The sequence below is a fragment of the Pseudomonas sp. D3 genome (assembly GCF_029320995.1).
GTDB lineage: Bacteria > Pseudomonadota > Gammaproteobacteria > Pseudomonadales > Pseudomonadaceae > Aquipseudomonas > Aquipseudomonas paraveronii.
On the sequence record NZ_CP119772.1, the window covers coordinates 3021312 to 3047521 of the forward strand.

19 protein-coding genes and 1 pseudogene are annotated in these 26210 nt (G+C 62.8%); 14 read left to right on the forward strand and 6 right to left on the reverse strand.

The features are described 5' to 3' along the window. Positions 1–60 precede the first annotated feature (60 nt). Positions 61–1181, forward strand: a pseudogene (locus P3S72_RS13875) (MFS transporter). Here P3S72_RS13875 and P3S72_RS13880 read toward each other — a convergent pair. Next, entirely contained in the window at positions 1171–3315 is a 2145-nt protein-coding gene (locus tag P3S72_RS13880; protein WP_276197768.1) for a TonB-dependent siderophore receptor, read from the reverse strand. The pseudogene P3S72_RS13875 and the gene P3S72_RS13880 sit on opposite strands and share 11 nt — an antisense overlap. 181 nt (positions 3316–3496) lie before the next feature. Here P3S72_RS13880 and P3S72_RS13885 point away from each other — a divergent pair, with 181 nt between their 5' ends. Continuing rightward, entirely contained in the window at positions 3497–4291 is a 795-nt protein-coding gene (locus P3S72_RS13885; protein ID WP_247403306.1) for an acetoin reductase, read from the forward strand. A 67-nt stretch (positions 4292–4358) separates the two neighbouring features. Here P3S72_RS13885 and P3S72_RS13890 read toward each other — a convergent pair whose 3' ends face one another. After that, entirely contained in the window at positions 4359–6227 is a 1869-nt protein-coding gene (locus tag P3S72_RS13890) for a sigma-54-dependent Fis family transcriptional regulator (protein WP_276197769.1), read from the reverse strand. Between the two features lie 309 nt (positions 6228–6536). Between P3S72_RS13890 and P3S72_RS13895 the strand changes: the two genes are divergently transcribed. From P3S72_RS13895 to P3S72_RS13905, 3 genes are read left to right on the forward strand one after another with little or no spacing between them, the layout of a single operon-like run. Further along, complete coding sequence (locus P3S72_RS13895) at positions 6537–7514, forward strand: thiamine pyrophosphate-dependent dehydrogenase E1 component subunit alpha (RefSeq protein ID WP_276197770.1); 978 nt, start codon at positions 6537–6539, stop codon at positions 7512–7514. Between the two features lie 39 nt (positions 7515–7553). Next, complete coding sequence (locus P3S72_RS13900) at positions 7554–8573, forward strand: alpha-ketoacid dehydrogenase subunit beta (protein ID WP_276197771.1); 1020 nt, start codon at positions 7554–7556, stop codon at positions 8571–8573. Then, positions 8570–9673 carry an acetoin dehydrogenase dihydrolipoyllysine-residue acetyltransferase subunit gene (locus tag P3S72_RS13905; protein WP_276197772.1) on the forward strand — a complete coding sequence of 368 codons (1104 nt, stop codon included), beginning with the start codon at positions 8570–8572 and terminating at the stop codon, positions 9671–9673. The genes P3S72_RS13900 and P3S72_RS13905 overlap by 4 nt, the downstream gene beginning before the upstream one ends. Before the next feature lie 716 nt (positions 9674–10389). Here the strand turns inward: P3S72_RS13905 and P3S72_RS13910 are convergent. After that, complete coding sequence (locus P3S72_RS13910) at positions 10390–11286, reverse strand: helix-turn-helix domain-containing protein (protein WP_276197773.1); 897 nt, start codon at positions 11284–11286, stop codon at positions 10390–10392. Between the two features lie 139 nt (positions 11287–11425). Here P3S72_RS13910 and P3S72_RS13915 point away from each other — a divergent pair, with 139 nt between their 5' ends. Genes P3S72_RS13915 through P3S72_RS13930 form a run of 4 tightly spaced genes read left to right on the forward strand, consistent with a single transcriptional unit; the run spans position 11426 to position 15653 of the window. After that, on the forward strand, positions 11426–12784 hold the full coding sequence (locus P3S72_RS13915; protein ID WP_276197774.1) for a glutamine synthetase family protein: 1359 nt from the start codon (positions 11426–11428) through the stop codon (positions 12782–12784). A 22-nt stretch (positions 12785–12806) separates the two neighbouring features. After that, entirely contained in the window at positions 12807–13895 is a 1089-nt protein-coding gene (locus P3S72_RS13920) for a polyamine ABC transporter substrate-binding protein (protein ID WP_276197775.1), read from the forward strand. After that, the gene (locus tag P3S72_RS13925; protein ID WP_276197776.1) at positions 13892–15187 is read left to right on the forward strand and encodes an FAD-binding oxidoreductase; all 1296 of its coding nucleotides are present in this window, start codon (positions 13892–13894) and stop codon (positions 15185–15187) included. Before P3S72_RS13920 ends, P3S72_RS13925 begins: the two co-directional genes overlap by 4 nt. Positions 15188–15242: 55 nt before the next feature. Further along, on the forward strand, positions 15243–15653 hold the full coding sequence (locus P3S72_RS13930; RefSeq protein ID WP_276197777.1) for an SRPBCC family protein: 411 nt from the start codon (positions 15243–15245) through the stop codon (positions 15651–15653). Positions 15654–15787: 134 nt separating this feature from the next. Here the strand turns inward: P3S72_RS13930 and P3S72_RS13935 are convergent, their stop codons facing one another. Both P3S72_RS13935 and P3S72_RS13940 read right to left on the reverse strand, forming a co-directional pair. Next, positions 15788–17182, reverse strand: a complete 1395-nt coding sequence (locus tag P3S72_RS13935) for a HAMP domain-containing sensor histidine kinase (protein WP_276197778.1) — start codon at positions 17180–17182, stop codon at positions 15788–15790. Next, positions 17160–17843 (reverse strand): response regulator transcription factor, encoded by a 684-nt coding sequence (locus tag P3S72_RS13940; protein ID WP_010564812.1) that lies wholly within the window; start codon positions 17841–17843, stop codon positions 17160–17162. The genes P3S72_RS13935 and P3S72_RS13940 overlap by 23 nt, the downstream gene beginning before the upstream one ends. A 334-nt stretch (positions 17844–18177) precedes the next feature. On the opposite strand from P3S72_RS13940, the gene P3S72_RS13945 reads away from it, so the two are divergent. Continuing rightward, positions 18178–19083, forward strand: a complete 906-nt coding sequence (locus tag P3S72_RS13945) for a hypothetical protein (RefSeq protein WP_276197780.1) — start codon at positions 18178–18180, stop codon at positions 19081–19083. A gap of 213 nt (positions 19084–19296) precedes the next feature. On the opposite strand, the gene P3S72_RS13950 is transcribed toward P3S72_RS13945, so the two are convergent. Beyond that, the gene (locus P3S72_RS13950) at positions 19297–20217 is read right to left on the reverse strand and encodes a MurR/RpiR family transcriptional regulator (protein ID WP_247406183.1); all 921 of its coding nucleotides are present in this window, start codon (positions 20215–20217) and stop codon (positions 19297–19299) included. Positions 20218–20500: 283 nt separating this feature from the next. Between P3S72_RS13950 and iolC the strand changes: the two genes are divergently transcribed. From iolC to iolD, 4 genes are all read left to right on the forward strand, one after another. Next, on the forward strand, positions 20501–22438 hold the full coding sequence (gene iolC, locus P3S72_RS13955) for a 5-dehydro-2-deoxygluconokinase (protein WP_276197781.1): 1938 nt from the start codon (positions 20501–20503) through the stop codon (positions 22436–22438). 150 nt (positions 22439–22588) lie between these two features. After that, complete coding sequence (iolE, locus tag P3S72_RS13960) at positions 22589–23482, forward strand: myo-inosose-2 dehydratase (RefSeq protein ID WP_276197782.1); 894 nt, start codon at positions 22589–22591, stop codon at positions 23480–23482. Further along, positions 23479–24267, forward strand: coding sequence for a 5-deoxy-glucuronate isomerase (gene iolB, locus P3S72_RS13965; RefSeq protein ID WP_276197783.1), 789 nt, complete (start codon positions 23479–23481; stop codon positions 24265–24267). The genes iolE and iolB overlap by 4 nt, the downstream gene beginning before the upstream one ends. A gap of 10 nt (positions 24268–24277) precedes the next feature. Continuing rightward, the gene (gene iolD, locus P3S72_RS13970; RefSeq protein ID WP_276197784.1) at positions 24278–26209 is read left to right on the forward strand and encodes a 3D-(3,5/4)-trihydroxycyclohexane-1,2-dione acylhydrolase (decyclizing); all 1932 of its coding nucleotides are present in this window, start codon (positions 24278–24280) and stop codon (positions 26207–26209) included. Position 26210: the final 1 nt, after the last annotated feature.

Consider the following 26210-nt stretch of genomic DNA (forward strand, 5'->3'; position numbering starts at 1 on the left):
AATACCGCCAGCGGCCAGTTCTTACACTCCTTGCGTTGTTTTTCGGGGAAGGAGCTGTCGGTGAAAAGTACAAACCTGTTGGTGCTGGCCGTGGCTTTGCTGATGTTCCCGCAACTGGCCCAAACCCTTTACAGCCCGGCCCTGGGTGATATAGGCCAGGCCTTTGCGGTCGGGCCGGGCAGAGCCTGTCGGTGTACTTTCTGGCGTTCGCGTTCGGCGTGGTGGTGTGGGGCCGCTTGTGTGATCGCTGGGGGCGGCGTCCCGTCATGTTGGCGGGGCTGTCGATGTATGCCGGCGCCTCGGTGCTGGCCTTGGGTGTGAGTACCTTCAATGGCCTGCTGCTGGCCCAGGCCTTGGCGGCGTTTGGCGCGGCGGTAGGTTCGGTGGTCACGCAGACGTTGTTGCGTGATCGCTTCCAGGGCGCCGAATTGGCCCAGGTGTTTTCCGTGATGGGCATCGCGCTGGCCGTCAGCCCGGCGCTGGGCCTGTTCAGCGGTGCAACCTTGGTGCAGCACTTCGGCTATCGCGGCATGCTTGCCGGGTTATTGCTGCTGGCGTTGGTGTTATGGGGCTGGTGCCTGTGCGCCTTGCCCGAGACACGTCCGGCAGCGTTGCCCACGGCTTCGCTGCGCCAGACCCTGGGCCTGATGCTCACGGACACCGGGCTATGGCGTGCGGTGGGGTTGGTGGGCGCCTTCAATATTGCATTGTTCAGCTATTACGCCGTGGGGCCGTTTGTGTTCGAGCGCCTGGGTCTGTCCGCCGCCGCGTTCGGTTACAGCGGGGTGCTGCTGGCGCTGGGCTCTGGGTTGGGGGCGTGGCTGAACAAGCGGTTGCTCAAGCGCGGGATGCACGGTGAGCAGTTGGTGTTCACCGCCGCCGGCATCGCGCTACTGGGTGGCCTACTGGTGTTGATGCTGCAAGGCAGTTGGCTGTTCGTCTGGCCGATGCTGCTGGTGGTGCTCGCATTCGGCATGGCAATTCCCAATGTGCTGGGGGCGGCGCTGACTGCCTACCACGACCGCCTGGGCACGGCTGCCGCGCTGTTCGGTTTGCTGTACTACCTGGTCATTGGCGCCGGGCTAAGCCTGGTCGCCTGGCTGCAAGACCTCGGTTGGAGCCTGTTGACCTGCGGTCTCGCGGCGCTGTGGCTGGCAGTGCCGCGTGGGCTCAGAAGTTGACCGAAGCACTCAGGCGCGCCGTCAGCGGCGCGCCCTGGAACAGGTAATCATCGCCCATGTACTCGCCTGCGTCGCGCCAATAGCGCTTGTCGAACAGGTTGTCGACGCTCAGGCGAAACACCGTCTCATAGCCATCGATTTTGGTGGTGTAGCGGCTGCCGACGTTGACCACGGCGTAGTCCCCGACCTCGACGTTGCCGCTGCGGTTGGCGTACTTCTTGGCGCTGTATTGCACGCCACCCAGGACCGCCAGGCCGTTGACCCACGGCAGCGCGTAGTCGGCGTAGACACTGGCGCGCAGCTTGGGCACGTTGATTGCCTGGTGGCCTTCGTAGTCCGGCGTGCCGCTGCCGCTGACCCGCGCGCGAATCGCCGCGACGCTGGTGGCGATCTGCAGGCGGTCGGTGGCCCAGCCGTTGGCCGACAGTTCCAGCCCGGTGTTTTTCTGTTCGCCTTGTTGCACGTAGGTGAAGTTTCCAGCGCCATCCGGCTTGGCGTACTGGTAGGCCTGGCGCGTCTGGAAGACAGCGGCGGCGAAGCTGATGCGGCGCCAGTCGTACTTCACGCCGGCTTCGAGTTGCCGTGACACGGTCGGGGCCAGGGTTTCGTTCGGGTTGCTCGCGAACCACGGCGCGGTGCCGCCCAGGGACAGGCCCTTGCTGTAGCTGGTGTACAGCGAGATGTTTTCAATCGGCTTATAGATCAGCGATGCCTGGGGCAGGAACACGTACTGCTGGGTATGGCGCGCCGGGTCGCCATTGCTGTCAAAGGCTTTTTCATCGAGGCGCACTTCGCGACCGCCGAGGATGGTTTGCCACTGCTCGTTGAAGCGGATGCGGTCGGTGACGAACACGCCGTACTGGCGACTGTCGAGGTTGCGATGGCTGTCGTTCAACGGCACGTTGGTCGGCGCAAACGTCGGCGCGTCGTCGTTGATATTGCCGCTGCCGATGTACGCGTTGACCGCCTCGCGCTTGTCGATCACCCGGCGAAATGCGCTGGTGCCGAAGGTCAGTTCATGGCCCAGGCCGACGGTGTCGAACAGCCCGGTCATGGCCGCCTGCACTTCATCGTCGCGGCGGGTGTCGTCGGGGCTGCGGTAGTCGTAGATGCCATAGTCGCCGTCTGGGGTGAAATAGTTTCCGACCCCGTTCGTATCGCCGCCCCAGGCGAACGAACTGTAGTCATCGATCACCACCTTGCTGCGCGCCGCGCTGAAACTGCCTTTCCACTGGTCACTGAAGCGGTATTCGAACGTGCCGTTGAGGTTCAGCGAATCGATACCGACCTGCTTGGAACCGCTTTGATGGCCCAGCAGCTTTTTCGGCGATGCATCGTGGGGCACTTCACTGCCGCCCAGCAGTTGGTAGCCCGGCACTGAGCGCTGTTGTTTGTTCTGGTATTCCGCATCCAGTTGCAGCACCGCGTCGGGGCTGATGTTCCAGTCGAACGCCAGTGACAGGAAGTCGCGCTGGCCATTGGCGTGCTCCACGTAGGAGTTGAGGTCTTCATGGGCCACGTTGGCGCGTAGGCCGAACTGCTGCTCGCTGCCGAACCAGCCGCCGACGTCGGTGGCGATATAGCCGCTGCCGCGGTCGTCGCTGGACACCGTCACCGAACGCACGTCTTGCGGGCGCTTGGTCACGTAGTTGATCACGCCGCTGGGCTCGGAAATCCCACTTTGCAGGCCGGCCAGGCCCTTGAGCACTTCCACCTGTTGTTTGTTTTCCAGGGCGACGTTCTGCTCGCCGGTGATGGTGCGGCCGTTGATCTTGTAGCTGCTCGCGGCGTTCAGCGAGAAGCCGCGCACCACGAAGTTTTCGTAGTAGCCGATCGGCGCATAGCTGTCGCCTACCGAGGCGTCGTTGCGCAGCACTTCGCTGAGCAGGCGGGCTTGCTGGTCCTTGATCAGGGCGGCGTTGATCACGCTGATCGAGGCGGGGGTGTCCAGCAACGGCGCTTCATTGAAGCCGCCGACCGAGGCGGTGTCACTGCGATAACCGGACTTATCCTGGCCCTGGACCTGCACCGCCGGCAGTTCAATTTCCGCAGCCAGACTGCTGCCGATGCCACCGCTGAGCAGCAGGCCGAGGGCGAAACGTGAAGTGACGACGGGACGGAAACGCAAAACCATGGGGCAAGGCCTTAAAGCGCAGGACGGGGGGCGCATAAACTAGGCATAAGTGCGTGCATTTACAAGGATTCGCGCGTTGAGACGGCCCGTCTCAGCGTGTACGCCGATCCACTTGCGTCTCGACAGGCCAGGTAGGCATCTGCGATAGACGAGGCTTCTCTCATTGTTGCAGGAGGTCGTCATGAGTACCGCTGGAAACGTTATCGCTGGAAAAGTAGCGCTGGTGACCGGCGCCGGGCAGGGCATCGGCCGGGCCATCGCCCTGCGCCTGGCACGGGACGGCGCTGATATCGCGCTGGTGGACATCAATGGCGCCAAGCTCGAAGCCGTTGCCGCTGAAATCGTCGCGGCAGGGCGCAAGGCGTCGGTGTTCATCGCCGACGTCTCCAAACGCGAACAGGTAGTGGCTGCCGTCGAGCACGCGTACCAGACCCTCGGTGGCTTCGACATCATCGTCAACAACGCTGGGGTGGCGCAGATCGATTCACTGCTGGAGGTCACCCCGGAGCAGGTCGAACGCACCCTCGGCATCAACGTGCAGGGCGTGTTGTGGGGCATCCAGGCCGCCGGCAAGAAGTTCAAGGCGCTCAAGCAGAAGGGCAAGATCATCAACGCCTGCTCGATTGCCGGGCATGAAGGCTTTGCGCTGCTGGGCGTGTACTCGGCGACCAAGTTCGCGGTGCGCGCCCTGACCCAGGCGGCGGCCAAGGAACTGGCGAGCGCCGGGATCACCGTCAATGCCTATTGCCCAGGCGTGGTCGGCACCGATATGTGGGTCGAGATCGACAAGCGCATGGCCGAGATTACCGGCGCCGAAGTCGGCGCGACCTACAAGAAGTACGTGGACGGGATTGCCCTGGGCCGCGCTGAAACGCCGGAGGATGTAGCGGGGCTGGTGTCTTACCTGGCGGGGCCGGATGCGGACTATATGACCGGGCAATCGCCGTTGATCGATGGTGGGATTGTGTACCGATAGCCCTGAAAGCACGCGGTTCAAAGGTGGGAGTGGGCTTGCCCGCTCCCACATGTTTGACCGTGCTGTGTCAGATATGTTTGCCCGGCATGTCGATGCCCAACTGGTTGACCCGGCGATACAAGGTCGCCCGCGAAATCCCCAGCGCCTGGGCCGTCGGCAACGGCTTCCAGCGATGCCGGATCAGCGCATCCAGCACCACCTGGCGTTCCGGGCTGACACGCTCTTGCACGTCGGCCTCGATCTGCTCGCCGCGCACCTCCACGGGCAAGTCCGCCAACTGGATGATGCCGCCGTCGCACACCGCACAGGCATACGCCAGCACATGGCGCAGTTGGCGCACGTTGCCCGGCCAGGCATACCCCAGCAGTAGCTCCAGCGCGGCAGGCCCGATACCCACGGCAATCCCGCTGTGGAGCGCCTCCTGTTCCACCAGCCGATTGATCAATGCCAGCTTGTCGCTGCGCTCGCGCAAGGGCGGCAGGCAGAACCGCGCGCAGCCCAGGCGAAAGTACAGGTCCTCGCGAAAGCGTCCCTCGCTGACCAGCGCCGCCAGGTCGCGGTGGCTGGCGCAGATCACCTGGATATCCACCGCACGGGTTTTCGCCGCGCCCAGCGGGGCCACTTCACCTTCGGCCAAGACCCGCAGCAAACGCGTCTGCAGGGCCAGCGGCATATCGCCGATTTCATCGAGAAACAACGTGCCGCCATCGGCCTGCGACAACAGCCCGGTCATGCCCTTGCTCGACGCGCCGGTGAAGGCTCCGGCGACATAGCCGAACAGCTCGCTTTCGATCAGGTTTTCCGGGATCGCCGCACAGTTCACCGCCACGAACGGCCCGCCGCGACGGGCGCTGCGCTCATGCAGTTGGCGCGCAAACACTTCCTTGCCGGCACCGGTTTCACCCTGCACCAGCACTGGCAGGTTGCGGTCCTTGACCCGCACGGCCAGGCGCAGGTGTTCTTCCACCCGTGGGTCGACCTGGTTGTTTGCCGTCTTAGCGGGACGCGCCGGTTTGCGGTGCGGCGCGCTGACCCGCACATGCAACGCGCCGGGTTCGCCGAGCCAGTGCAGTTGTTGCGCCGATTGATCGCTCACCGCACGCAACGCATCCAGGTCGAACACCTCGCTGATATGTACCGGCACCTGGCCAAAGCGCCGGCGCAGGGCCTGGCGCGCCTTGCTGTTCAAGGCATGCAGGCGACCGTCCTGGTCCCAGGCCAGCAACAGGTCGGGCTGGCTGTCGACATAGCCGGGTGTGCTGTGCGCCTGGAGCACCCAGTGCTGACGGGCGCTGTGCATGAAGAAGGCATTTTCGATGGCTTGTGCGCTCTGCGCCACCATCTGTCGCACCAGGTGCTGGCTGCGTCGGTCATCCGGGGATTTGAGCGCCGAGGCGTCCATCACCCCCAGCAGGTTGCCCTGAGGGTCGAAGATGGGGGCGGCGGAGCAGGTCAGCCCGATAAACGCCGCGCGAAAGTGATCGCGCTTATGCACCGTCACCGCAGCCTTGCTGGTGAGTACCGTGGCCACGCCGCAGGTGCCTTCTTCGGCTTCCGACCAGCAGGTGCCCAAGTACAGGCCGGCCTTGCGGCAATCGTTACGAATCGCGGTGTCCACGCGGTGGTCGATGGTCTGGCCCTGCGCGTCGGTGAGCATCACGCAGTAGTCGGCGTGGCGCACGCGGTGGTGCAGTTGACCGACTTCTTCGCTGGCGATGCGCATGAACAGCTCGGCGCGTTCACGGCATTCCTTGAGCAGTGGCTCACTGAGAATGCGTGGCCCTTGCAGCGAGCCAGGGTCGAGGTGGTGTTGCTCCATGGAGCGTCGCCACGAATCGAAAATCAGCGACGGCACCGGCGCCTGAGGCAGGCGATCGGCATTGCGTACCACACGACTGACGCAGTCGACATGGTCCTTGGAGTTCGCGGCGAGCATAAGGCCTCCGGTTCTCGATCTTTGTTGTTATGCCCGCCATTAAGCGCGCATGCGCGCACAGGGACAAGGGCGGCCTGACCAACTGCCCCGCGTGAGACGCAGCGTCTCATTCGGCCGCAGACGCCGCGGGCGGGTTGCAATGGCGCGTCTCATTCTGCGGTTGGCGGTTGCCGCTGCACAACCGCACGGCACTGCTCTGGATCAAGCCTTTGCCAGGTTTATCGAGGTGTTGGCACAGGCTGTGCTGATGGCTTTGTAACTGGCCGCAGCCAGTCTTTTGTGTGTCGAGACAACCTGGAGAACAACAAGATGTCCACTCACCTGTCCACTGATCAATTGCTTCATGCCTACACCGTGATGCGCACTATTCGCGATTTCGAAGAGCGCCTGCACGTGGAATTCGCCACCGGCGAGATCCCAGGTTTCGTCCACCTGTATGCCGGCCAGGAAGCCAGCGCCGCCGGGGTCATGGCCCACCTCAACGATGAAGACTGCATCGCCTCCAACCACCGTGGCCACGGCCATTGCATCGCCAAGGGCGTGGACGTGTTCGGCATGATGGCCGAGATCTACGGCAAGAAAACCGGGGTGTGCGGCGGTAAGGGCGGCTCCATGCACATTGCCGACCAGGAGAAAGGCATGCTCGGCGCCAACGGTATCGTCGGTGCCGGTGCGCCCTTGGCGGCCGGGGCGGCGCTGGCGTCCAAGCTCAAGGGCAGCCAGGGCGTGGCCGTGGCGTTTTTCGGCGACGGCGGCTCCAACGAGGGCGCGGTGTTCGAGGCAATGAACCTGGCCGCGATCATGAAACTGCCGTGTTTGTTCGTCGCGGAAAACAACGGCTACGCCGAAGCCACCGGCTCGGGCTGGTCGGTCGCGTGCAAGGACATCGCCGAGCGCGCCGTGGGTTTTGGCATGCCGGGGGGGATCGTCGATGGCAATGACTTCTTCGCCGTACACGCGGCCCTTGGGGTGGCCGTGGAACGTGCGCGCAGCGGCCAGGGGCCGACGCTGGTGGAGGTCAAGTTGAGCCGCTTCTACGGCCACTTCGAGGGCGATGCGCAAACCTATCGCGGCCCCGATGAAGTGAAAAACCTGCGCGAATCCCACGATTGCCTGGTGCTGTTTCGCCAACGCTGCAACGCCGAAGGCTGGCTCGATGCCGCGCAGTTCGAGCGCGTCGACGCGGAGGTCGCGCAACTGATCGAAGACGCCGTGCGCCTGGCCAAGTCCGACCCCAAGCCCCAGGCCTGCGACCTGCTCAGCGATGTCTATGTTGCTTACCGCTAATCGCCACCCACTACAAAAACAATCCGTGGAGAATTGATCATGGCTCGAAAAATCAGTTATCAGCAGGCAATCAACGAAGCCCTGGCCCAGGAAATGCGCCGGGACCAGAGTGTATTCATCATCGGCCAGGACGTGTCCGGCGGCACCGGCTCCCCCGGTGAGCAGGACGCCTGGGGCGGTGTACTGGGCGTGACCAAGGGCCTGTATCCGGAGTTTCCCGACCGCGTGCTGGATGCGCCGTTGTCCGAAGTCGGTTACGTCGGCATGGCGGTCGGCGCGGCCACCCGGGGCATGCGTCCGGTGTGCGAGTTGATGTTCGTCGATTTTATCGGCTGCTGCCTCGACCAGTTGCTCAACCAGGCCGCCAAGTTCCGCTACATGTTCGGCGGCAAGACCACCACGCCGCTGGTGGTGCGCGCCATGTACGGCGCCGGCCTGCGCGCCGCCGCGCAGCATTCGCAGATGCTCACCTCGATGTGGACGCACATCCCCGGCCTCAAGGTGGTGTGCCCGGCCACGCCCTATGACGCCAAGGGCATGCTGATCCAGGCGATCCGCGACAACGACCCGGTGATCTTTCTCGAACACAAAATGCTCTACAGCTTGCAGGGCGAAGTGCCGGAGGAGATGTACACCGTGCCCTTCGGTGAAGCCAACTATGTGCGTGAAGGCAATGACGTGACCCTGGTCACCTACGGGCGCATGGTGCATATCGCCCTGGAAGCCGCCGCCAACCTGGCGCGCCAGGGCATCGACTGCGAAGTGCTGGACCTGCGCACCACCAGCCCGTTGGACGAAGACAGCATCCTCGAAAGCGTGGAGAAAACCGGGCGCCTGGTGGTGATCGACGAGTCCAACCCGCGTTGCTCCATCGCTACCGATATCAGTGCGCTGGTGGCGCAGCGTGGATTTTCGTTCTTGCGCGCGCCGATCGAAATGGTCACCGCGCCGCACACGCCGGTGCCGTTCTCCGATGCGCTGGAAGACCTGTACATCCCCAACGCCGCGAAGATCGAAGCCGCAGTGCTGAAGATCGCCGACAAGAGGACTGCCGCATGATCCATACCTTGACCATGCCCAAGTGGGGCCTGTCGATGACCGAAGGCCGGGTGGATGTCTGGCTCAAGCAGCCGGGCGACCGGGTGGAGAAGGGCGAAGAAGTGCTCGACGTGGAGACCGACAAGATCTCCAGCAGCGTCGAGGCGCCGTTCAGTGGCGTGCTGCGCCGTGTGCTGGCGCTGAGCGACGAGACCTTGCCGGTGGGCGCGCTGCTCGGGATTGTGGTGGAGGGCGAGGCAACGGAAGCCGAGATTGATGCGGTGATCGAGCGTTTCCAGGCCAGCTTCGTGTCGAGTGCGGCCGAGGCGCAAGCGTCCGGGCCCAGCGCGCAGAAAGTCGAGGTCGGCGGGCGGCTGTTGCGCTATCTCGATCTCGGTGAGGGCGGCACGCCGCTGGTGCTGGTCCACGGGTTTGGTGGCGACTTGAATAACTGGTTGTTCAACCATCCGGGGCTGGCGGTGCAGCGCCGGGTGATCGCCCTGGACCTGCCGGGTCATGGCGAGTCGGGCAAGCAGTTGCACCGCGGCGATGCCGAGGAACTGAGCCAGGCGGTGTTGGCGTTGCTCGATCATCTCACGCTCGACCGCGTCCACCTGGCCGGGCATTCCATGGGCGGGCTGGTGGCGCTGACGGCCGCGCGCGGGGCGCCCGAGCGCGTTGCCTCACTGACCCTGATCGCCAGCGCCGGCCTGGGGCCTGATATCAATGGCGATTACCTCCAAGGCTTCACCGAGGCCAACAACCGCAACGCGCTCAAGCCGCAACTGGTGCAACTGTTCAGCGACCCGGCGCTGGTCACCCGGCAGATGCTTGAAGACATGCTCAAGTTCAAGCGCCTGGAAGGCGTGGATCAGGCGTTGCGCCAACTCAATGCCCAACTCTTCGATGGCGGGCGGCAGCAGCTGGATTTGCGCAACGTCGTGGGGCAGCAGCCAAGTCTGGTGATCTGGGGCCGCGACGATGCAATCATCCCGGCCAGGCATGCCGAGGGGCTCGAGGCCCAGGTGGAAATCCTGCCGGGGCAGGGGCATATGGTGCAGTTGGAAGCAGCAGAGCGGGTCAACCAGTTAATGGCAACCTTCCTCAACGCCCAGCCTTGATGCCATCCAATGTGGGAGGGGCGGTGCGACGATTCGACTTGCTCCCGATAGCGGTGGATCAGTCAATATGCCTGGTGACTGACCTACTGCAATCGGGGGCAAGCCCCCTCCCACAATTTAAATTGCATTTCAAAAGTTGGAGGCGGCAGAGCGGGTCAATCAGTTAATGGCAACCTTCCTCAACGCCCAGCCTTGATGCCATCCAATGTGGGAGGGGCGGTGCGACGATTCGACTTGCCCCCGATAGCGGTGGCTCAGTCAATATTCCTGGTGACTGACCCATTGCAATCGGGGGCAAGCCCCCTCCCACAATTTAAATTGCATTTCAAAAGTTGGAGGCGGCGGAGCGGGTCAATCAGTTGATGGCAACCTTCCTCAACGCCCAGCCTTGATGCAATCCAATGTGGGAGGGGCGGTGCGACGATTCGACTTGCTCCCGATAGCGGTGGCTCAGTCAATATTCCTGGTGACTGACCCATTGCAATCGGGGGCAAGCCCCCTCCCACAATTTAAATTGCATTTCAAAAGTTGGAGGCGGCGGAGCGGGTCAATCAGTTGATGGCAACCTTCCTCAACGCCCAGCCTTGATGCAATCCAATGTGGGAGGGGCGGTGCGACGATTCGACTTGCCCCCGATAGCGGTGTGTCAGTCAATATCTCTGGTGACTGACCCACTGCAATCGGGGGCAAGCCCCCCTCACCATTTAGAGTGCATTTCAAAGGGAGCGCTTGAGGGTTGCGCTCGGCAGCTCTTTGAACAGTGCCCGGTAGCTATTGGAAAATCGCCCTAAATGCCAGAACGACCAGTTCATCGCCACTTCCGCCACCGTGGCCCCGGCTGAACTCAACAACTCCCGCCGCGCGCCGTTCAAGCGGCGCAAGCGCAACCACTGCGCCGGGCTCATCCCGGTGTAGGTCTTGAAGCCCTGTTGCAACTGGCGCAACGGCACACCGGCGATCTGCGCCAGTTCCAGTAGGTTGACGGCGTCATCCGCTGCATCTACCGCCCATTCGCCAATGCGCGTCATCAGCCGGCGCTCTTCGCTGCGCCGCTGCAATGACTGGCGGTCCAGGCATACGCAGGCGTTGTCGAGAATGAACAGGCAGTCGTCGAGCAACTGTTGGGTGAGGGCATCGCGGCAGATCGGGTCGGTGGTGGCGGACAACCGGGTCAGGGTGCCACTGAGCCAACGGCTGAACAGCGCATTCTGCTGACCGGTCAGCGGCGCCATGAACAAGCCTTCGAGTTTCGCCACATCCAGCCCATGGCGCTGCACGAACTGCGGCCCGAACACCACCGCGACTTCGCGGTAGTTCTCGGGGGTGATCCAGGTGTTGCGGCTCTCGCCGTTGAGCATGTACAGCGCGTTGTCGCTGCCGTCGAAACAGAACGCCAGCGCCCCCGGTGGCGCGTTGAAATGCTGCTCCACCCGGGTGTTCATGCACTCTTCGTAGACCTCCACACCTTGCAGGTCGAGGTAGCGAATCTGCCCGGCGAAATGCCCGGGGGACATCTGCTGGTAGTGCTGCACCCAGCCGGGTGTCGCACGGCATTGAGCGGCCACATCACCGGTGGTGAAGGCCTGTACGCGCAAAGCAGTAGCCTGTGTCATGGGGAACCTGGTCGCACTCTATTGGTGCGTTGTGCTCGGTGCAAAGTGGATAGATGCCGTGGTGCGGCGCGCCCAAGATAGACCTCAATGCGCCGGGAGTACAAGCCGACGCAGTCTCTCTCCCCATGACGAGGTCCTTATGAACGCCCCCTTCGATCAGCTGTCCGCCTGGCTGAAAGAACACAAGATTACCGAAGTCGAATGCGTGATCAGTGATTTGACTGGCATCGCACGCGGCAAAATTGCACCCACCAACAAGTTCCTGCATGAGCGAGGCATGCGCCTGCCGGAAAGTGTGTTGCTGCAAACGGTAACCGGGGACTTTGTCGACGACGATGTCTACTACGACCTGCTCGATCCAGCCGACATCGACATGATCTGCCGCCCGGCACCCAATGCTACGTATGTGGTGCCGTGGGCCATTGAACCCACCGCCATCGTGATCCACGACACCTTCGACAAACAGGGCAGCCCCATCGAGTTGTCGCCGCGCAACGTGCTGAAAAAGGTGCTGCAGCTCTACACCGAGCAGGGCTGGCAGCCGATTGTCGCGCCGGAAATGGAGTTCTACCTGACTCAGCGCTGCGAAGACCCCGACCTGCCGCTGAAAACTCCGGTGGGCCGCTCCGGCCGCGCCGAGACCGGTCGCCAGTCGTTTTCCATCGACGCCGCCAACGAGTTCGACCCACTGTTCGAAGACGTCTACGACTGGTGCGAACTTCAGGGCCTGGACCTCGATACGCTGATCCACGAAGACGGCCCGGCGCAGATGGAAATCAACTTCCGCCATGGCGACGCCCTCGACCTCGCCGACCAGATCACCGTGTTCAAGCGCACCCTGCGCGAGGCCGCGCTCAAGCACAATGTGGCCGCGACCTTCATGGCCAAGCCGGTGGCCGACGAGCCGGGCAGCGCCATGCATTTGCATCAGAGCGTGGTCGACATCGCCACCGGCAAGCCGGTATTCGTCGATGCCGACGGCAAGATGAGCCAACTGTTCCTGCATCACATCGGCGGCCTGCAGAAGTACATCCCCAAGCTGCTGCCGATGTTCGCGCCGAACGTGAACTCGTTCCGCCGTTTCCTGCCGGACACCTCGGCACCCGTCAACGTCGAGTGGGGCGAAGAAAACCGCACCGTCGGCCTGCGCGTGCCGACCTCCAGCCCCGACGCCATGCGCGTGGAAAACCGCCTGCCCGGCGCCGATGCCAATCCGTACCTGGCCATTGCCGCCAGCCTGTTGTGTGGCTACCTGGGGATGATCGAAAAGATCGAGCCGAGCGCTCCGGTGGAAGGTCGCGCCTACGAGCGCCGCAACCTGCGCCTGCCGTTCACCCTCGAAGATGCGCTAGCGCGCATGGAGGATTGCGACACAGTCAAGCAGTACCTGGGCGACAAGTTCGTGCGCGGCTACGTCGCGGTCAAACGCGCCGAGCATGAAAATTTCAAGCGGGTGATCAGTTCCTGGGAGCGTGAGTTCCTGCTGTTGAGCGTCTAAACAATCATAAAGGGGTGTCGATATGCGTCTGACGAAAAAACTTCTCCCGCTGGCCCTGGTGGCGGCATTCAGCAGCGCCGCGCAGGCGGAGCCAACGGTCAGTGTCTACAACTGGACCGACTACATCGGCGAAACCACGTTGGCCGACTTCCAGGCCAAGACCGGGATCAAGGTGGTCTACGACGTGTTCGACTCCAACGAAACCCTGGAGGGCAAGCTGCTGGCGGGGCGCACCGGGTATGACGTGGTGGTGCCGTCCAACCACTTCCTGGCGCGCCAGGTCAAGGCTGGTGCGTTCCTCAAGCTGGACCGTTCGCAACTGCCCAACTTCAAGAACCTCGACCCCAAGTTGCTCGCGCTGCTGGAGAAAAACGACCCGGGTAATGCGCACTCGGTGCCGTACCTGTGGGGCACCAACGGCATCGGCTACAACGTCGACAAGGTCAAGCAGGTGCTCGGCATCGACCATATCGATTCGTGGGCGGTGCTGTTCGAACCGGAGAACCTCAAGAAGCTCAACCAGTGCGGCGTGGCCTTCCTCGACTCGGCGGATGAGCTGTTCCCGGCGATCCTCAACTACATGGGCAAAGACCCGCGCAGCGAGAACCCCGAGGACTACAAACAGGCGCAGGCCAAGCTGTTGAAATTGCGGCCGTACATCACGTACTTCCATTCCTCCAAGTACATCTCGGACTTGGCCAACGGCGACATCTGCGTGGCCTTCGGTTATTCCGGCGACGTGTTCCAGGCCGCCAACCGCGCCAAGGAAGCCAAGAATGGGGTGAACATTGCGTATTCGATTCCCAAGGAAGGCTCCAACCTGTGGTTTGACCTGCTGGCGATCCCCGCCGATGCGAGCAACCCGAAAGAAGCCCACGCCTTTATCAACTACCTGCTCGACCCTGAAGTCATCGCCAAAGTCAGCGCCTCGGTCGGCTATGCCAACGCCAACCCCGCAGCCAAGGCCTTCATGGACCCGGAGCTGGTGAACAACCCTGAGGTGTATCCTTCCCAGGCCGTGCTCGACAAACTCTATATCTCCACCACGCCGACCCCGGCGACCATGCGCCTGATGACCCGCGCCTGGAGCAAAGTGAAGACCAATAAATGATTCAATCCAGTGACCACGCCCAGTCCTATTACCGAGCTTCGGCCAATGCCATGCCCGAGCGTCCGTCGCTGGGCGCCGACCTGACGGCCGATGTGTGTGTGGTCGGCGGTGGGTTCACCGGGGTCAATACCGCCATCGAGCTGGCCCAGCGCGGGTTGTCGGTGATCCTGCTGGAGGCCCGGCGCATCGGCTGGGGTGCCAGTGGGCGCAACGGTGGGCAGTTGATTCGTGGGATCGGCCACGATGTGTCGGGGTTTGCCAAGTACGTGGGCGAGGAGGGCGTGCGTTACCTGGAGCGCGCCGGTATCGATTCGGTGGCGCTGGTCGGTGAGCGTATTCGTGAGCACGCCATCGATTGCGACTTGCGCTGGGGGTTTGCCGAGCTGGCCAACACCCCGGCGCAGTTCGCCGCATTCAAGGGCGAGCAGGGCAGCCTGGCGCGCCTGGGGTATGCCCATGAGACCCGCCTGGTGGGCCCGCAGGATATCCGCGAAGTGGTGGATTCGACGCAGTATGCCGGCGCGTTGGTGGACATGGGCTCCGGGCATTTGCACCCGCTGAACCTGGTGCTCGGCGAGGCACAGGTGGCCGAGTCCCTTGGGGTGCGGATCTTTGAACACACCGACGTGCTGGAACTGATCCACGGTGACACGGTGCAGGTGCGTTGCGCGGGTGGCACGGTACGCGCCGCCAATCTGGTACTGGCCTGCAATGCCCATCTGGAAGAATTGGAACCGCGCCTGAGCGGCAAGGTGCTCGCGGCGGGCAGTTACATCATCGCCACTGAACCGTTGCCGCAGGACGTCGCCCACCCACTGATCCCGCAAAACCTGGCCCTCTGTGACCAGAAAGTCGGGCTGGATTACTACCGGTTGTCCGCCGACCGCCGCCTGTTGTTCGGCGGCGCCTGCCATTACTCGGGGCGCGATCCTAAAGACATCGCTGCCTATATGCAGCCCAAGATGCTCAAGGTATTCCCGCAACTGGCCGACACCGCCATCGAGTTCCAGTGGGGCGGCAAGATCGGCATCACCGCCAATCGCTTCCCGCAGGTCGGGCGGCTGCAGCAGTACCCGAATGTGTTCTACGCCCAGGGCTATTCCGGGCATGGGCTTAACGTGACCCACTGGTGCGCGCGGCTGTTGGCCGAAGGCATACACGCGAGCCACAGCCAGGGCCTGGATATTTTCAGCCAGGTGCCGCACATGACCTTTCCCGGTGGCAAGGCGTTGCGCTCGCCGCTGCTGGCGTTGGGGATGGCGTGGTATCGGTTGCGGGAGTTGATGCATTGAAGCTCGTGGCGTGGCAGGCTGGACGACGTTTTCCCATGACTTCTGGAGAGTTACCGTGCCAACAGCATCTGCAGCAATTGAAATCCCGGTATCGGCCGATCAGGTCTGGAAATTGGTCGGTGGCTTCAACAGCCTGCCGGACTGGCTGCCGCTGATCGTCAAGAGCGAAGCCGGCGAAGGCGGGCGTGTGCGTCACCTGGAAACCGCCGACGGTGGTGTGGTGGTGGAGCGTTTGCAGACCTTCGATAACGTCGGGCGTACTTACAGCTACACCATTGAAGAATCGCCGTTTCCGGTGAGCGCCTACCTGGCAACGTTGCAGGTTGAGGCGCTGACGGAGTCGTCGGCGAAGGTGACGTGGTCCGGTGTGTTTACCCCGGCGGCGGGTACTACGGAGGCGGCGGCGGAAGAGCTGTTTGCCGGGGTTTACAAAGGCGGGGTTGAGGCGCTGCGCGCGAATTTCTGAGCAGATCTATCAGGCAATGCAGGGCTAATGTGGGAGGGGGCGTGCTCCCGATAGCGGAGTGTCAGTCACCGGATGAATGACTGAAACACTGCTATCGGGAGCAAGCTCCCTCCCACATTTGGCCTGTGCAGGTCTCAGGCTTCGGGCATCAGTTGCTGGCGACACTCCAGCACCAACCGCGCACCGCCGCGCTGGCTGGTGCCGACGTCCAGCTTGAAGCCGTGCAAGTTGATGATCGCCGCCACAATCGACAAGCCCAGCCCGAACCCGCCTTGCTGGTCGCTTTCGTCCAGGCGATAAAAACGCTGGAACACCGCCTTGCGTTCTGCGGCGGGGATGCCGGGGCCGGAGTCGTGGACTTCGATACGCGTGCTGCCCGCATCGTTGACCCCACGCAAAATCACTTCGCCGCCCGGTGGGGTGAACTTGATCGAGTTGCTCAGCAGGTTGGCCAGGGCCTCGAACAGCAAGGCCCGGTCTCCGGTGATCCAGGGCAGGGATGGCGGGGTGTCGAGCACCAGTTGCAGTTCGCCTTCCTCGGCCAGGGGCAGATAGAAGTCGTGCAGTTCGCGCAGCAGCGGTAGCGGGTCCAGCACCAGGAAACCCGAGCGGCGCTGGTGGTCTTCCAGTTCCGAGATCCGCAACAGCCCGCGAAAGCGCGCCATCAGGGTGTCGGTCTCGGCGATGGCGTCGTCCAGTTTTACCGCGTAGCCCGAGTCCTGCTCGGCCTCCTGTCGGATGCGGTAGAGCTGTGCGCGCAGGCGGGTGAGCGGGGTGCGCAGGTCGTGGGCGATGTTGTCGCACACGCCTTTGACCTCGTTCATCAGCTTCTCGATGCGGTCGAGCATGGCGTTGACGATGGCGGCGAGCATGTCCAGTTCGTCACGCCGGTTCGACAGCGGCAGGCGATGGGTGAGGTCGCCGGCGACGATGGCCTCGGCACTGGCCTGGATCCCGCGAATCCTTCGCAACGGGCGGCGGCGCAGTAAATGCCAGCCGGCGGCGCCGGGGATGATGGTCAGGGACACCGCCCACAGCAGCGCGTGCCAGATGATCCGAGTCACCCCGAACAGCGAACCGTTGGCGCGCACCAGCACCAGCCAGCGGCCGTCCGAGGTGTGGGTGGCGACGGCGTCGCAGCTGTCTTTGGGCAGTTTCGGGTCGTCGGAGTCGATGCAGTTGGCCAGGGCGTGGATTTTTCCGTCCAGGCGCAAGTCGGGCGGTATCGCATGGATTGGCCCGCTCAATGGGCGAAATTGCTCATCGAACAGGCCGTAGGCTTCTACACCCTTCATGTCGAAGGTCATGCTGGTGGTCAGCGCTTCCACCAGTTCGTCGCCGTCGAACCGCTGGAACAGGTGCTGGCGCTGCATCAGCGAATGGCGCGACAGGTCGCTTAGATAATCTGACACCTCGTAATACAGCACCCCCATGAGGATGCAACTCCAGGCCACGAACAGCGAACTGTACAGCGCCAGCAAGCGACTGCTGGAGGAGCGCCAGCCCTTAGAGGGGTTCAGCAATGACATAACCGGAACCTCGTACCGTGCGGATCAGCGGTGTGAGGCCCGGTGGATCGATCTTCTTGCGCAGGCGCCCGATGTGGACGTCGATCAGGTTGGTGCCGGGGTCGAAGTGATAACCCCAGACTTCCTCGAAGATCATCATCCGCGACAGGATCTGCCCGGTGTTGCGCATCAGGAATTCCAGCAGTTTGTATTCGGTGGGCAGCAGGCTCAGCGGTTGGTCGGCGCGGCTGGCTTCACGGCTGATCAGGTTCAGCTCAAGGTCGGCCACGCGCAGGGCGGTTTCGAATTCCTTGACCGTGCTTTTGCGCCGCAGCAGCACTTCGACGCGGGCGGCCATTTCATCGGAGGCGAACGGCTTGGTCAGGTAGTCATCCCCACCGGCGCGCAGGCCGCGTACCCGCTCGTCGACATCGGAGAGCGCGCTGATCATCAGGATCGGCGTCGACACGCCGATGGTGCGCAGGGTGGTGACGATGGCCAGGCCGTCGAGTTCCGGCAGCATACGGTCGAGGGTGATCAGATCGTAATCACCACTCACGGCGCGGACCAGGCCTTCGCGGCCGTTGTCCACCCAGTCTACATCCAGTCCATGGCTACTCAGCTCGGCGACGATCTCGCGGGCCGTTACGGCGTCATCCTCGATGGTCAAAATGCGGGTCATAGGATTACCTGGTGAGCGATTCACACTAGAAGTGCGGGCATTTTGCCAAGAAATGGCTGAACGCTTCCTAAATAAAACTTCATGTTGGCAAAACTGACACAAGTTTCACGGCAGGCACCGGCCAGTGTGGCAGGGGGCGTGCTCCTTCCCACAGGGGAATGCATTACGCCCGCCTGCAACAGCCATTTCTTGCAAGTTGCATGGTTCTGGCAAGTTCAATTTACTTAACCTTTTGAAATATAAAGACTTTAATTTTTTACGCGACTGGCATGCTGCCTGCACTGTCCCTTTTGAGAGTTGTAACACTATTTTTCCTGCCGGGAGCACAACAACAATGATCACATCCTCATCCACACTGCAAGAGTCGAGCACGCTCTCCGGGGTTTCCTGGGGGGCTATCTTTGCCGGGGCCGCTGCGGCGGCTGCGTTGTCGCTGATTCTGGTATTGCTGGGCTTCGGCCTGGGTTTTTCGGCGGTCTCGCCGTGGGCCGACAGCGGTATCAGCGCCAAGGGGCTTGGCATTTCCACCATTATCTGGCTGGCCTTTACCCAGATTGTCGCGTCTGGGCTGGGCGGTTATATCGCCGGCCGGTTGCGGGTTAAGTGGGCCAATATGCACGGCGATGAGGTGTACTTTCGCGACACCGCCCATGGTTTCCTGGCCTGGGCGGTCGCCACGCTGATCACCGCAGTGCTGGTGGTCGGTTCGGTCAGCAGTGTCGTGAGCGGTGGTGTGAAAGCCGGTACTAGCGTGGCAGCGGGCGCGGCCAGCGGTATCACTCAAGCCGCGGGCAGTGCAGCCAAAGGCCTTAACGGCGGCGACTTCGACTACTACGTCGACAGCCTGTTTCGTGATGATCGCCCGGTCGCGGTCAGTGATGACGCTGCCCATGGCGTGGTTGCACGCATCTTCACCCGCACCCTGAGTAATGACGGCCAACTCGCCGCTGAAGACCGTGCCTACCTGGCCCAGTTGATCAGCCAGCGCACCAACCTTAGCCAGGCCGATGCCGAAGCGCGTATCGACAAAGTCTACGGTGATGCGCGTAAAGCCGTCGAAGACGCCAAGCTCAAAGCCAAGCAAGCCGCTGATACGGCCGCCAAAGTCGCTGCCTATACCTCACTGTGGACCTTTGTCGCACTGTTGATCGGCGCCTTCTTTGCCAGCTTCGCTGCGACCTTTGGTGGCCGTCGCCGCGATGCCGTGGTGTACGTCGAAACCGAAACCTACGTTCGTTAATTCAAGGAGAACAACATGCGCTCATTACTTCTGTGGTTCCTCGGCGTGCCGATTCCGGTGATCATCCTGATCGCGATCTTCATGCACTGATCCCGGTGATTTGTGGGAGGGGGCTTGCCCCCGGTAGCGGAGTGTCAGTCGACAGCACTTTCGACTGTTCCAACGCCATCGGGGGCAAGCCCCTTCCCTCATTTGGCCTGCTGTGTCAGATAGTCAGTCGTCAAACCCGACCTGCTCATGAATCTCATCCACCTTCAATTCCAAGCGATACGCCACCGCAATGAACAACGCCTGGCACAGGCACAACGTGGCGCTCAGGGAGCGGAAGGCAAACGATGAGCCTTCATTCACCAGCAACACTGCGTTCGCCCGTTTGGCCAGGGGCGACAGGTTGCTGTCGGTAATGATCAGGGTCTTGGCCTGGTGGTGCTGGGCGATACGCAGGCAGTGCTGGGTCTCTTTGCCGTAGGGCGTGAAGCTGATGGCGATCACCAGGTCATTGGCGCGCACGCTGCGCATCTGCTCGCGGTAGCTGCCGCCCAGGCCTGAGATCAGGTGGATGCGCTTGTTGGTGTGCTGCAGGTTGTAGACCAGGTAGTCGGCCACCGCAAACGAACGGCGCACGCCGACCACGTAGATGTTGTCGGCGTTGACCACCAGGTCCACGGCTTTTTCGAACGCCGTGTCATCCAGTTCCAGGCCCAGGCGCTCAATGCCCGAGAGGGTGGCGTTGACGCACTCGCGCGCCAGGTCGCCGCCGCTGGCCTTCTGCGACTTGTTGGCGATCATGCTGCGGATGCGCTGCTGATAGTTCTGCACGGGCGTGGTCTTGTGCGTGTACGCCTCGCGAAACAGCGCCTGCATCTCACTGAACCCGCTGAACCCGAAACGCTGGGAAAACCGCACGATGGCCGACGGATGCACTTCGCATTCGCGGGCGATGTCGCTGATGCGGTCGACCATGATCCGGTCGCTCTGCTGGCTCATGTAGCTGGCGATGCGTTTGAGCTGGCGTGGCAGGCTTTCGTATTCGTCGGTGATCAGCTGCAGCAGGCGTTCGGCATTGATCGCAGGGCTGGCGAGAGTGTCTTGGGAAGCGGTCTCGGGCGTGGCCGGCTGATCGGTGCGGGACATAAGCAATCCTTCTGGCGGGTTCATCTGGTGCGCTGATGGTGGGCGCAAGTCTACAGGGTAGGCGCAAAAAAATACCCCGGCATGCGGCCGCGAGTGGCCTGCTGAATCGATGCAGTGTCGCGGGTGTGCCTCTATGCTGAAGTATTGGAATAAAAATTCCACTTAAAATAATTATGGAATAAATATTGATTGAGTTCGCTGAACGTTCTAGTCTGCTCCACCAAGAGCGTTTGCCGTCGCCACGGTGGCACAACGCAGGCTGATAAAAATAACAGGAGCCAGCATGGGCCAGACTCGTTTTGCCAGTGGGCGTCAATTGGATCTGATTTGCCTCGGTCGCCTGGGCGTCGACCTCTATGCACAGCAAGTCGGTGCGCGGCTGGAGGACGTCTCCAGCTTTGCCAAGTACCTCGGCGGTTCTTCCGCCAACATCGCCTTCGGCACCGCACGCTTGGGCCTCAAGTCGGCGATGTTGAGCCGGGTCGGGGACGACCATATGGGCCGCTTCCTGACGGAGTCCCTGGCCCGTGAAGGCTGTGATGTCAGCGGCATCAAGATCGACCCGGAACGCCTCACCGCCCTGGTGTTGCTCGGCCTCAAGGACCGCGAAACCTTCCCCTTGGTGTTCTACCGCGAAAACTGCGCCGACATGGCCCTGCGCGCCGAGGACATCAGCGAAGCCTTTATCGCCTCCAGCAAGGCCCTGCTGATTACCGGCACGCATTTCTCCACCGACGGCGTGTACAAGGCCAGCCTCCAGGCGCTGGATTACGCGGCCAAACACAACGTCCAGCGCGTGCTGGACATCGACTACCGCCCGGTGCTGTGGGGCCTGGCAGGCAAGGCCGATGGGGAAACCCGGTTTGTCGCCGACCGCAGTGTCAGCCAGCACGTGCAGAGCATCCTGCCGCGCTTCGACCTGATCGTCGGCACTGAAGAAGAATTCTTGATCGCCGGCGGCAGTGAGGATTTGCTCAGCGCGCTGCGCAGGGTACGCGAGCTGACCCCGGCGACCCTGGTGGTCAAACTCGGCCCGCAGGGTTGCACGGTGATCCACGGCGCGATCCCGGCACGCTTGGAAGACGGCGCAATCTACCCCGGCGTGCGCGTCGAAGTGCTTAACGTGCTGGGCGCCGGCGATGCGTTCATGTCGGGCTTTCTCAGCGGCTGGCTGAACGATGCCAACGACGCGCGATGCAGCCAGTTGGCCAATGCCTGCGGTGGTTTGGTGGTGTCGCGCCACGCCTGCGCACCGGCCATGCCGACGCCCGCCGAGCTGGATTACCTGTTCAACAGCCCGCTGCCGATCACCCGTCCCGATCAAGACGCGACTCTGCAACGCCTGCACCGCGTCACGGTGCCGCGCAAGGCCTGGAAGCAGTTGTTCGTATTTGCCTTCGACCACCGTTGGCAACTGGTCGACCTGGCCCAACGCGGAGGCCAGGACGCGAGCCGCATCAGCGCGATCAAGCAACTGTTTATCCAGGCCGTCGAGCGCGTGGAGAAAAAGCTGCGCGAGCAGGGCGTCGAGGCCGATGTGGGCTTGCTCGCCGACCAGCGCTTCGGCCAGGACGCGCTCAACGCCGCCAGCGGTCGCGGCTGGTGGATTGCACGCCCGGTGGAGGTGCAGAACTCGCGGCCGTTGGCGTTCGAACACGGCCGCTCGATCGGCAGCAACCTGATCGCCTGGCCCCAGGAGCAAATCATCAAGTGCCTGGTGCAATACCACCCCGATGACGAACCGCTGCTGCGCCTGGAACAGGAAGCGCAACTCAAGGCGGTGTACGAGGCTTCGCTGGTCAGCGGGCATGAACTGTTGCTGGAAGTCATCCCGCCCAAGGATCACCCATCCACCTACCCCGATGTGCTCTACCGCAGCCTCAAGCGCCTGTACAACCTGGGGATCTACCCGGCGTGGTGGAAGATCGAGGCGCAGTCGGCCGAGGACTGGAAAAAACTCGACGAGTTGATCGAGGAACGCGACCCGTACTGCCGTGGCGTGGTGTTGCTGGGCCTGAATGCGTCGGCCGAACGCCTGGCCGAGGGCTTTCGCCAGGCCAGCCAGAGCCGCACCTGCCGTGGTTTTGCCGTGGGTCGCACGATCTTCCAGGCGCCGAGCCGCGCGTGGATGGCGGGGGAGATCGATGACGAAACGCTGATTCAGCAGGTGCAGCAGACCTTCGAACAGCTCATCAACGCCTGGCGCAGCGCTCGACATTAAACACGATCAAATGTGGGAGCGGGCTTGCGCGCGAATGCGGTGTATCAGATACAAATTTTTCAACTGACACACCGCATTCGCGAGCAAGCCCGCTCCCACATAAAGCAAACCTCACCAGGCTTAAGTCAGATAAAAACAAAAGGTGCAGCCATGCCCGCAATCCGAATTGGCATCAACCCGATCTCCTGGAGCAACGACGACCTGCCGGCCCTGGGCGGCGAAACGCCGCTGAGCACCGCCCTGAGCGAAGGCAAGCAGATTGGCTACGAAGGTTTTGAGCTCAACGGCAAATTCCCCAAGGACGCCAAGGGCGTCGCCGATGTGTTGCGCCCCTATGACCTAGCGCTGGTCTCCGGTTGGTATTCGAGCCGCCTGGCCCAGCGTTCGGTGGCGCAGGAAATCGAGGCGATTGCCGCTCACGTCGAGTTGCTCAAACACAATGGCGCTACGGTGCTGGTGTACGGCGAAGTCGCCGATTCGATTCAGGGCTCCCGCATCCGCCTGATCGAACGCCCGCGTTTCCACAGCGAGCAGGCCTGGCAGGACTATGCCGACAAACTCACCGAACTGGCGCGCTTTACCCTGTCCCAGGGCGTGCGCCTGGCCTACCACCACCATATGGGCGCCTATGTCGAATCGCCGGAGGACATCGATCAACTGATGCGCCGCACCGGCCCGGAAGTCGGCCTGCTGTTCGATTCGGGCCACTGCTACATGGGCGGTGGCGAACCCCTCGACGTGCTGCGCAAGCATATCGACCGGGTGTGCCACGTGCATTTCAAGGACGTGCGCAAAGCGGTGGTGCAACTGGCGCGCAACCAGATGTGGAGCTTCCCCGACTGCATCGTCAACGGCACCTTCACCGTGCCGGGCGACGGCGATATCGACTTTGCCGCGTTGCTCGACGTGCTGCTGGCCGCGCATTACCAAGGCTGGCTGGTGGTCGAAGCCGAACAGGACCCGGCCGTCGCGCCCAGCTATATCTATGCGAAAAAGGGCTATGACACCTTGCGTGCGCTGCTCAACGAGAGGACGGGCCAATGAGCTTGCTGGTCAAGAGCAATAAACGCGGGCAAACCATGGTCGCCCTCGAAGAAGGCCGCCTGGACTACGTCGGCTTTGCCGCCTACCGCCTGAGCCTGGGCGAAACCCTGCCGGTCACGGCCGGTGACCAGGAGCTGTGCCTGGTGCTGCTCAGCGGTCGGGTGACGATCGAAGGCGACGGTTTTAGCTGGCAGAACCTCGGCGATCGTCAGTCGGTGTTTGAAGACAAATCGCCCTTTGCCGCTTACCTGCCGCCGGGCACCGACGCCCAGGTGACGGCATTGAGCGACGTGCAGATCGCGGTCTGCGCCGCGCCCGGTGCGGCGGGTTTCGAGCCTCGCCTGATCCGCCCCGAACAGTGCAAACGCAGCGTGCGCGGCAAAGGCGCCAACACCCGCTACGTGTGCGACATCCTGCCCGACAGCGAGCCCGCCCATTCGCTGCTGGTGGTGGAGGTGCGCACGCCGTCCGGGCACTCGTCGAGCTACCCGCCGCACAAGCACGACACCGACGACCTGCCGCACCAGAGCTTTCTCGAAGAAACCTATTACCACCAGATCAACCCGCCTCAGGGCTTCGTGTTCCAGCGGGTGTACACCGACGACCGCAGCATCGACCAGGCGATGGCGGTGGAAAACAGCGACCTGGTGGTGGTGCCCAAGGGTTACCACCCGGTCAGCGTGCCGTATGGCTACGAGTCCTATTACCTCAACGTGATGGCCGGCCCCAAGCGCGCCTGGCATTTTCATAACGACCCTCAGCACAGCTGGCTGCTGGACCTTTAAGGGGCGCGACATGACCACCACCCGATTGACCATGGCCCAGGCCCTGGTGAAGTTTCTGGATAACCAATACATCGAAGTCGATGGCGTGCAGAGCAAGTTTGTCGCCGGGGTGTTCACGATTTTTGGCCATGGCAACGTACTTGGCCTGGGCCAGGCGCTGGAGCAGGACAGCGGCGACTTGGTGGTCCACCAGGGCCGCAACGAGCAAGGCATGGCCCACGCTGCCATCGGTTTTGCCAAGCAACACCTGCGGCGCAAGATCTACGCGTGTACTGCGTCGGTCGGCCCGGGGGCGGCGAATATGCTGACCGCTGCCGCGACCGCCACGGCCAACCGTATCCCGTTGCTGCTGTTGCCCGGCGATGTCTACGCCAGCCGCCAGCCCGACCCGGTGCTGCAACAGATCGAGCAGTTCCATGACCTGAGCATCAGCACCAACGACGCCTTCCGTTCGGTGAGCAAATACTGGGACCGTATCAACCGCCCCGAGCAATTGATGAGCGCGGCGATCCACGCCATGCGCGTGCTCACCGATCCGGCCGAAACCGGCGCCGTCACCCTGGCGCTGCCGCAGGATGTGCAAGCCGAGGCCTGGGATTACCCGGATTATTTCTTGCAAAAACGCGTCCACCGCCTCGACCGTCGCCCGGCTACCGCGGCGATGATTGGCGACGCCGTGGCGGCCTTCAAGGGCAAGCGCAAGCCGTTGATCATCTGCGGCGGCGGGGTCAAGTACTCCGGGGCGAATGCCGCCTTGCAGGCGTTTGCCGAACGCTTCGAGATTCCCTTCGCCGAAACCCAGGCGGGCAAGAGCGCGGTGGTCTCCTGCCATCCGCTGAACGTCGGCGGGATCGGCGAGACCGGCTGCCTGGCCGCGAACTTGTTGGCCCCCGAGGCCGACCTTATTATCGGGATCGGCACGCGTTACACCGACTTCACCACGTCGTCGAAGTCGCTGTTCAAGCACGCCGACGTGCAGTTCCTCAACCTCAATATCAGCCCCTGCGACGCGTTGAAACTCGATGGCGTGCAAGTGCTGGCGGATGCGCAAGTCGCCCTTGAGGCATTGGCCGCTGCACTGGGGGATTATCGCGCCGGGTGGGGCGAGCAGGTACGCGACGCCAGGGCGCAATTGGACGCGGAAGTCGACCGGGTGCATCAGGTGGAATACGCGGGCGACGACTTCGTACCGGAGGTCAACGACCGCCTGGACCGCGCCGTGCTGCGCGAATTCATCGAGCTGACCGGTTCGTGCCTGACCCAAAGCCGCGTCCTCGGCGTGCTCAACCAGGCCCTGGCCGACGACGCGATCATTGTCGCCGCCGCCGGCAGCCTGCCCGGCGACTTGCAGCGCAGTTGGCGCAGCAAGGGCGTTAACACCTACCACGTCGAGTACGGTTATTCGTGCATGGGCTACGAGATCAACGCTGCGCTCGGCGTGAAGCTGGCCGAGCCGACGCGCGAGGTCTATGCGCTGGTCGGCGATGGCTCTTACATGATGCTGCATTCGGAGCTGGCCACCTCGATCCAGGAGCGGCGCAAGATCAACGTGGTGCTGCTGGACAACATGGCCTTCGGTTGCATCAACAACCTGCAGATCGGCAACGGCATGGACAGCTTCGGCACCGAGTTCCGCTACCGCAACCCCGAGAGCGGCAAGCTCGACGGCGGCCTGGTGCCGGTGGACTTCGCCATGAGCGCAGCGGCCTACGGCTGCAAGACCTACAAGGTCAGCAGCGTGGCGCAGCTCGAAGCGGCGCTGGCCGATGCGCGCACGCAAACGGTGTCGACGCTGATCGATATCAAGGTGTTGCCCAAGACCATGATCCACGGCTACCTGTCCTGGTGGCGGGTGGGCGTGGCGCAGGTCTCCACCAGCGAACGCACCAATGCTGCGGCGAAAAAACTCAATGAACAGCTGGCCAAGGCCCGGCAGTACTAAT

What these genes read in the sequence shown, in the direction of transcription:
- iolE (WP_276197782.1), top strand. Translation starts at nt 22,589, where the DNA reads ATGCCCGCAATCCGAATTGGCATCAACCCGATCTCCTGGAGCAACGAC.
- P3S72_RS13920 (WP_276197775.1), top strand. Translation starts at nt 12,807, where the DNA reads ATGCGTCTGACGAAAAAACTTCTCCCGCTGGCCCTGGTGGCGGCATTC.
- P3S72_RS13915 (WP_276197774.1), top strand. Translation starts at nt 11,426, where the DNA reads ATGAACGCCCCCTTCGATCAGCTGTCCGCCTGGCTGAAAGAACACAAG.
- iolD (WP_276197784.1), top strand. Translation starts at nt 24,278, where the DNA reads ATGACCACCACCCGATTGACCATGGCCCAGGCCCTGGTGAAGTTTCTG.
- iolB (WP_276197783.1), top strand. Translation starts at nt 23,479, where the DNA reads ATGAGCTTGCTGGTCAAGAGCAATAAACGCGGGCAAACCATGGTCGCC.
- P3S72_RS13905 (WP_276197772.1), top strand. Translation starts at nt 8,570, where the DNA reads ATGATCCATACCTTGACCATGCCCAAGTGGGGCCTGTCGATGACCGAA.
- P3S72_RS13925 (WP_276197776.1), top strand. Translation starts at nt 13,892, where the DNA reads ATGATTCAATCCAGTGACCACGCCCAGTCCTATTACCGAGCTTCGGCC.
- P3S72_RS13935 (WP_276197778.1), bottom strand. Translation starts at nt 17,182, where the DNA reads ATGTCATTGCTGAACCCCTCTAAGGGCTGGCGCTCCTCCAGCAGTCGC.
- P3S72_RS13890 (WP_276197769.1), bottom strand. Translation starts at nt 6,227, where the DNA reads ATGCTCGCCGCGAACTCCAAGGACCATGTCGACTGCGTCAGTCGTGTG.
- P3S72_RS13950 (WP_247406183.1), bottom strand. Translation starts at nt 20,217, where the DNA reads ATGTCCCGCACCGATCAGCCGGCCACGCCCGAGACCGCTTCCCAAGAC.
- P3S72_RS13885 (WP_247403306.1), top strand. Translation starts at nt 3,497, where the DNA reads ATGAGTACCGCTGGAAACGTTATCGCTGGAAAAGTAGCGCTGGTGACC.
- P3S72_RS13900 (WP_276197771.1), top strand. Translation starts at nt 7,554, where the DNA reads ATGGCTCGAAAAATCAGTTATCAGCAGGCAATCAACGAAGCCCTGGCC.
- P3S72_RS13945 (WP_276197780.1), top strand. Translation starts at nt 18,178, where the DNA reads ATGATCACATCCTCATCCACACTGCAAGAGTCGAGCACGCTCTCCGGG.
- P3S72_RS13940 (WP_010564812.1), bottom strand. Translation starts at nt 17,843, where the DNA reads ATGACCCGCATTTTGACCATCGAGGATGACGCCGTAACGGCCCGCGAG.
- P3S72_RS13910 (WP_276197773.1), bottom strand. Translation starts at nt 11,286, where the DNA reads ATGACACAGGCTACTGCTTTGCGCGTACAGGCCTTCACCACCGGTGAT.
- P3S72_RS13880 (WP_276197768.1), bottom strand. Translation starts at nt 3,315, where the DNA reads ATGGTTTTGCGTTTCCGTCCCGTCGTCACTTCACGTTTCGCCCTCGGC.
- P3S72_RS13895 (WP_276197770.1), top strand. Translation starts at nt 6,537, where the DNA reads ATGTCCACTCACCTGTCCACTGATCAATTGCTTCATGCCTACACCGTG.
- iolC (WP_276197781.1), top strand. Translation starts at nt 20,501, where the DNA reads ATGGGCCAGACTCGTTTTGCCAGTGGGCGTCAATTGGATCTGATTTGC.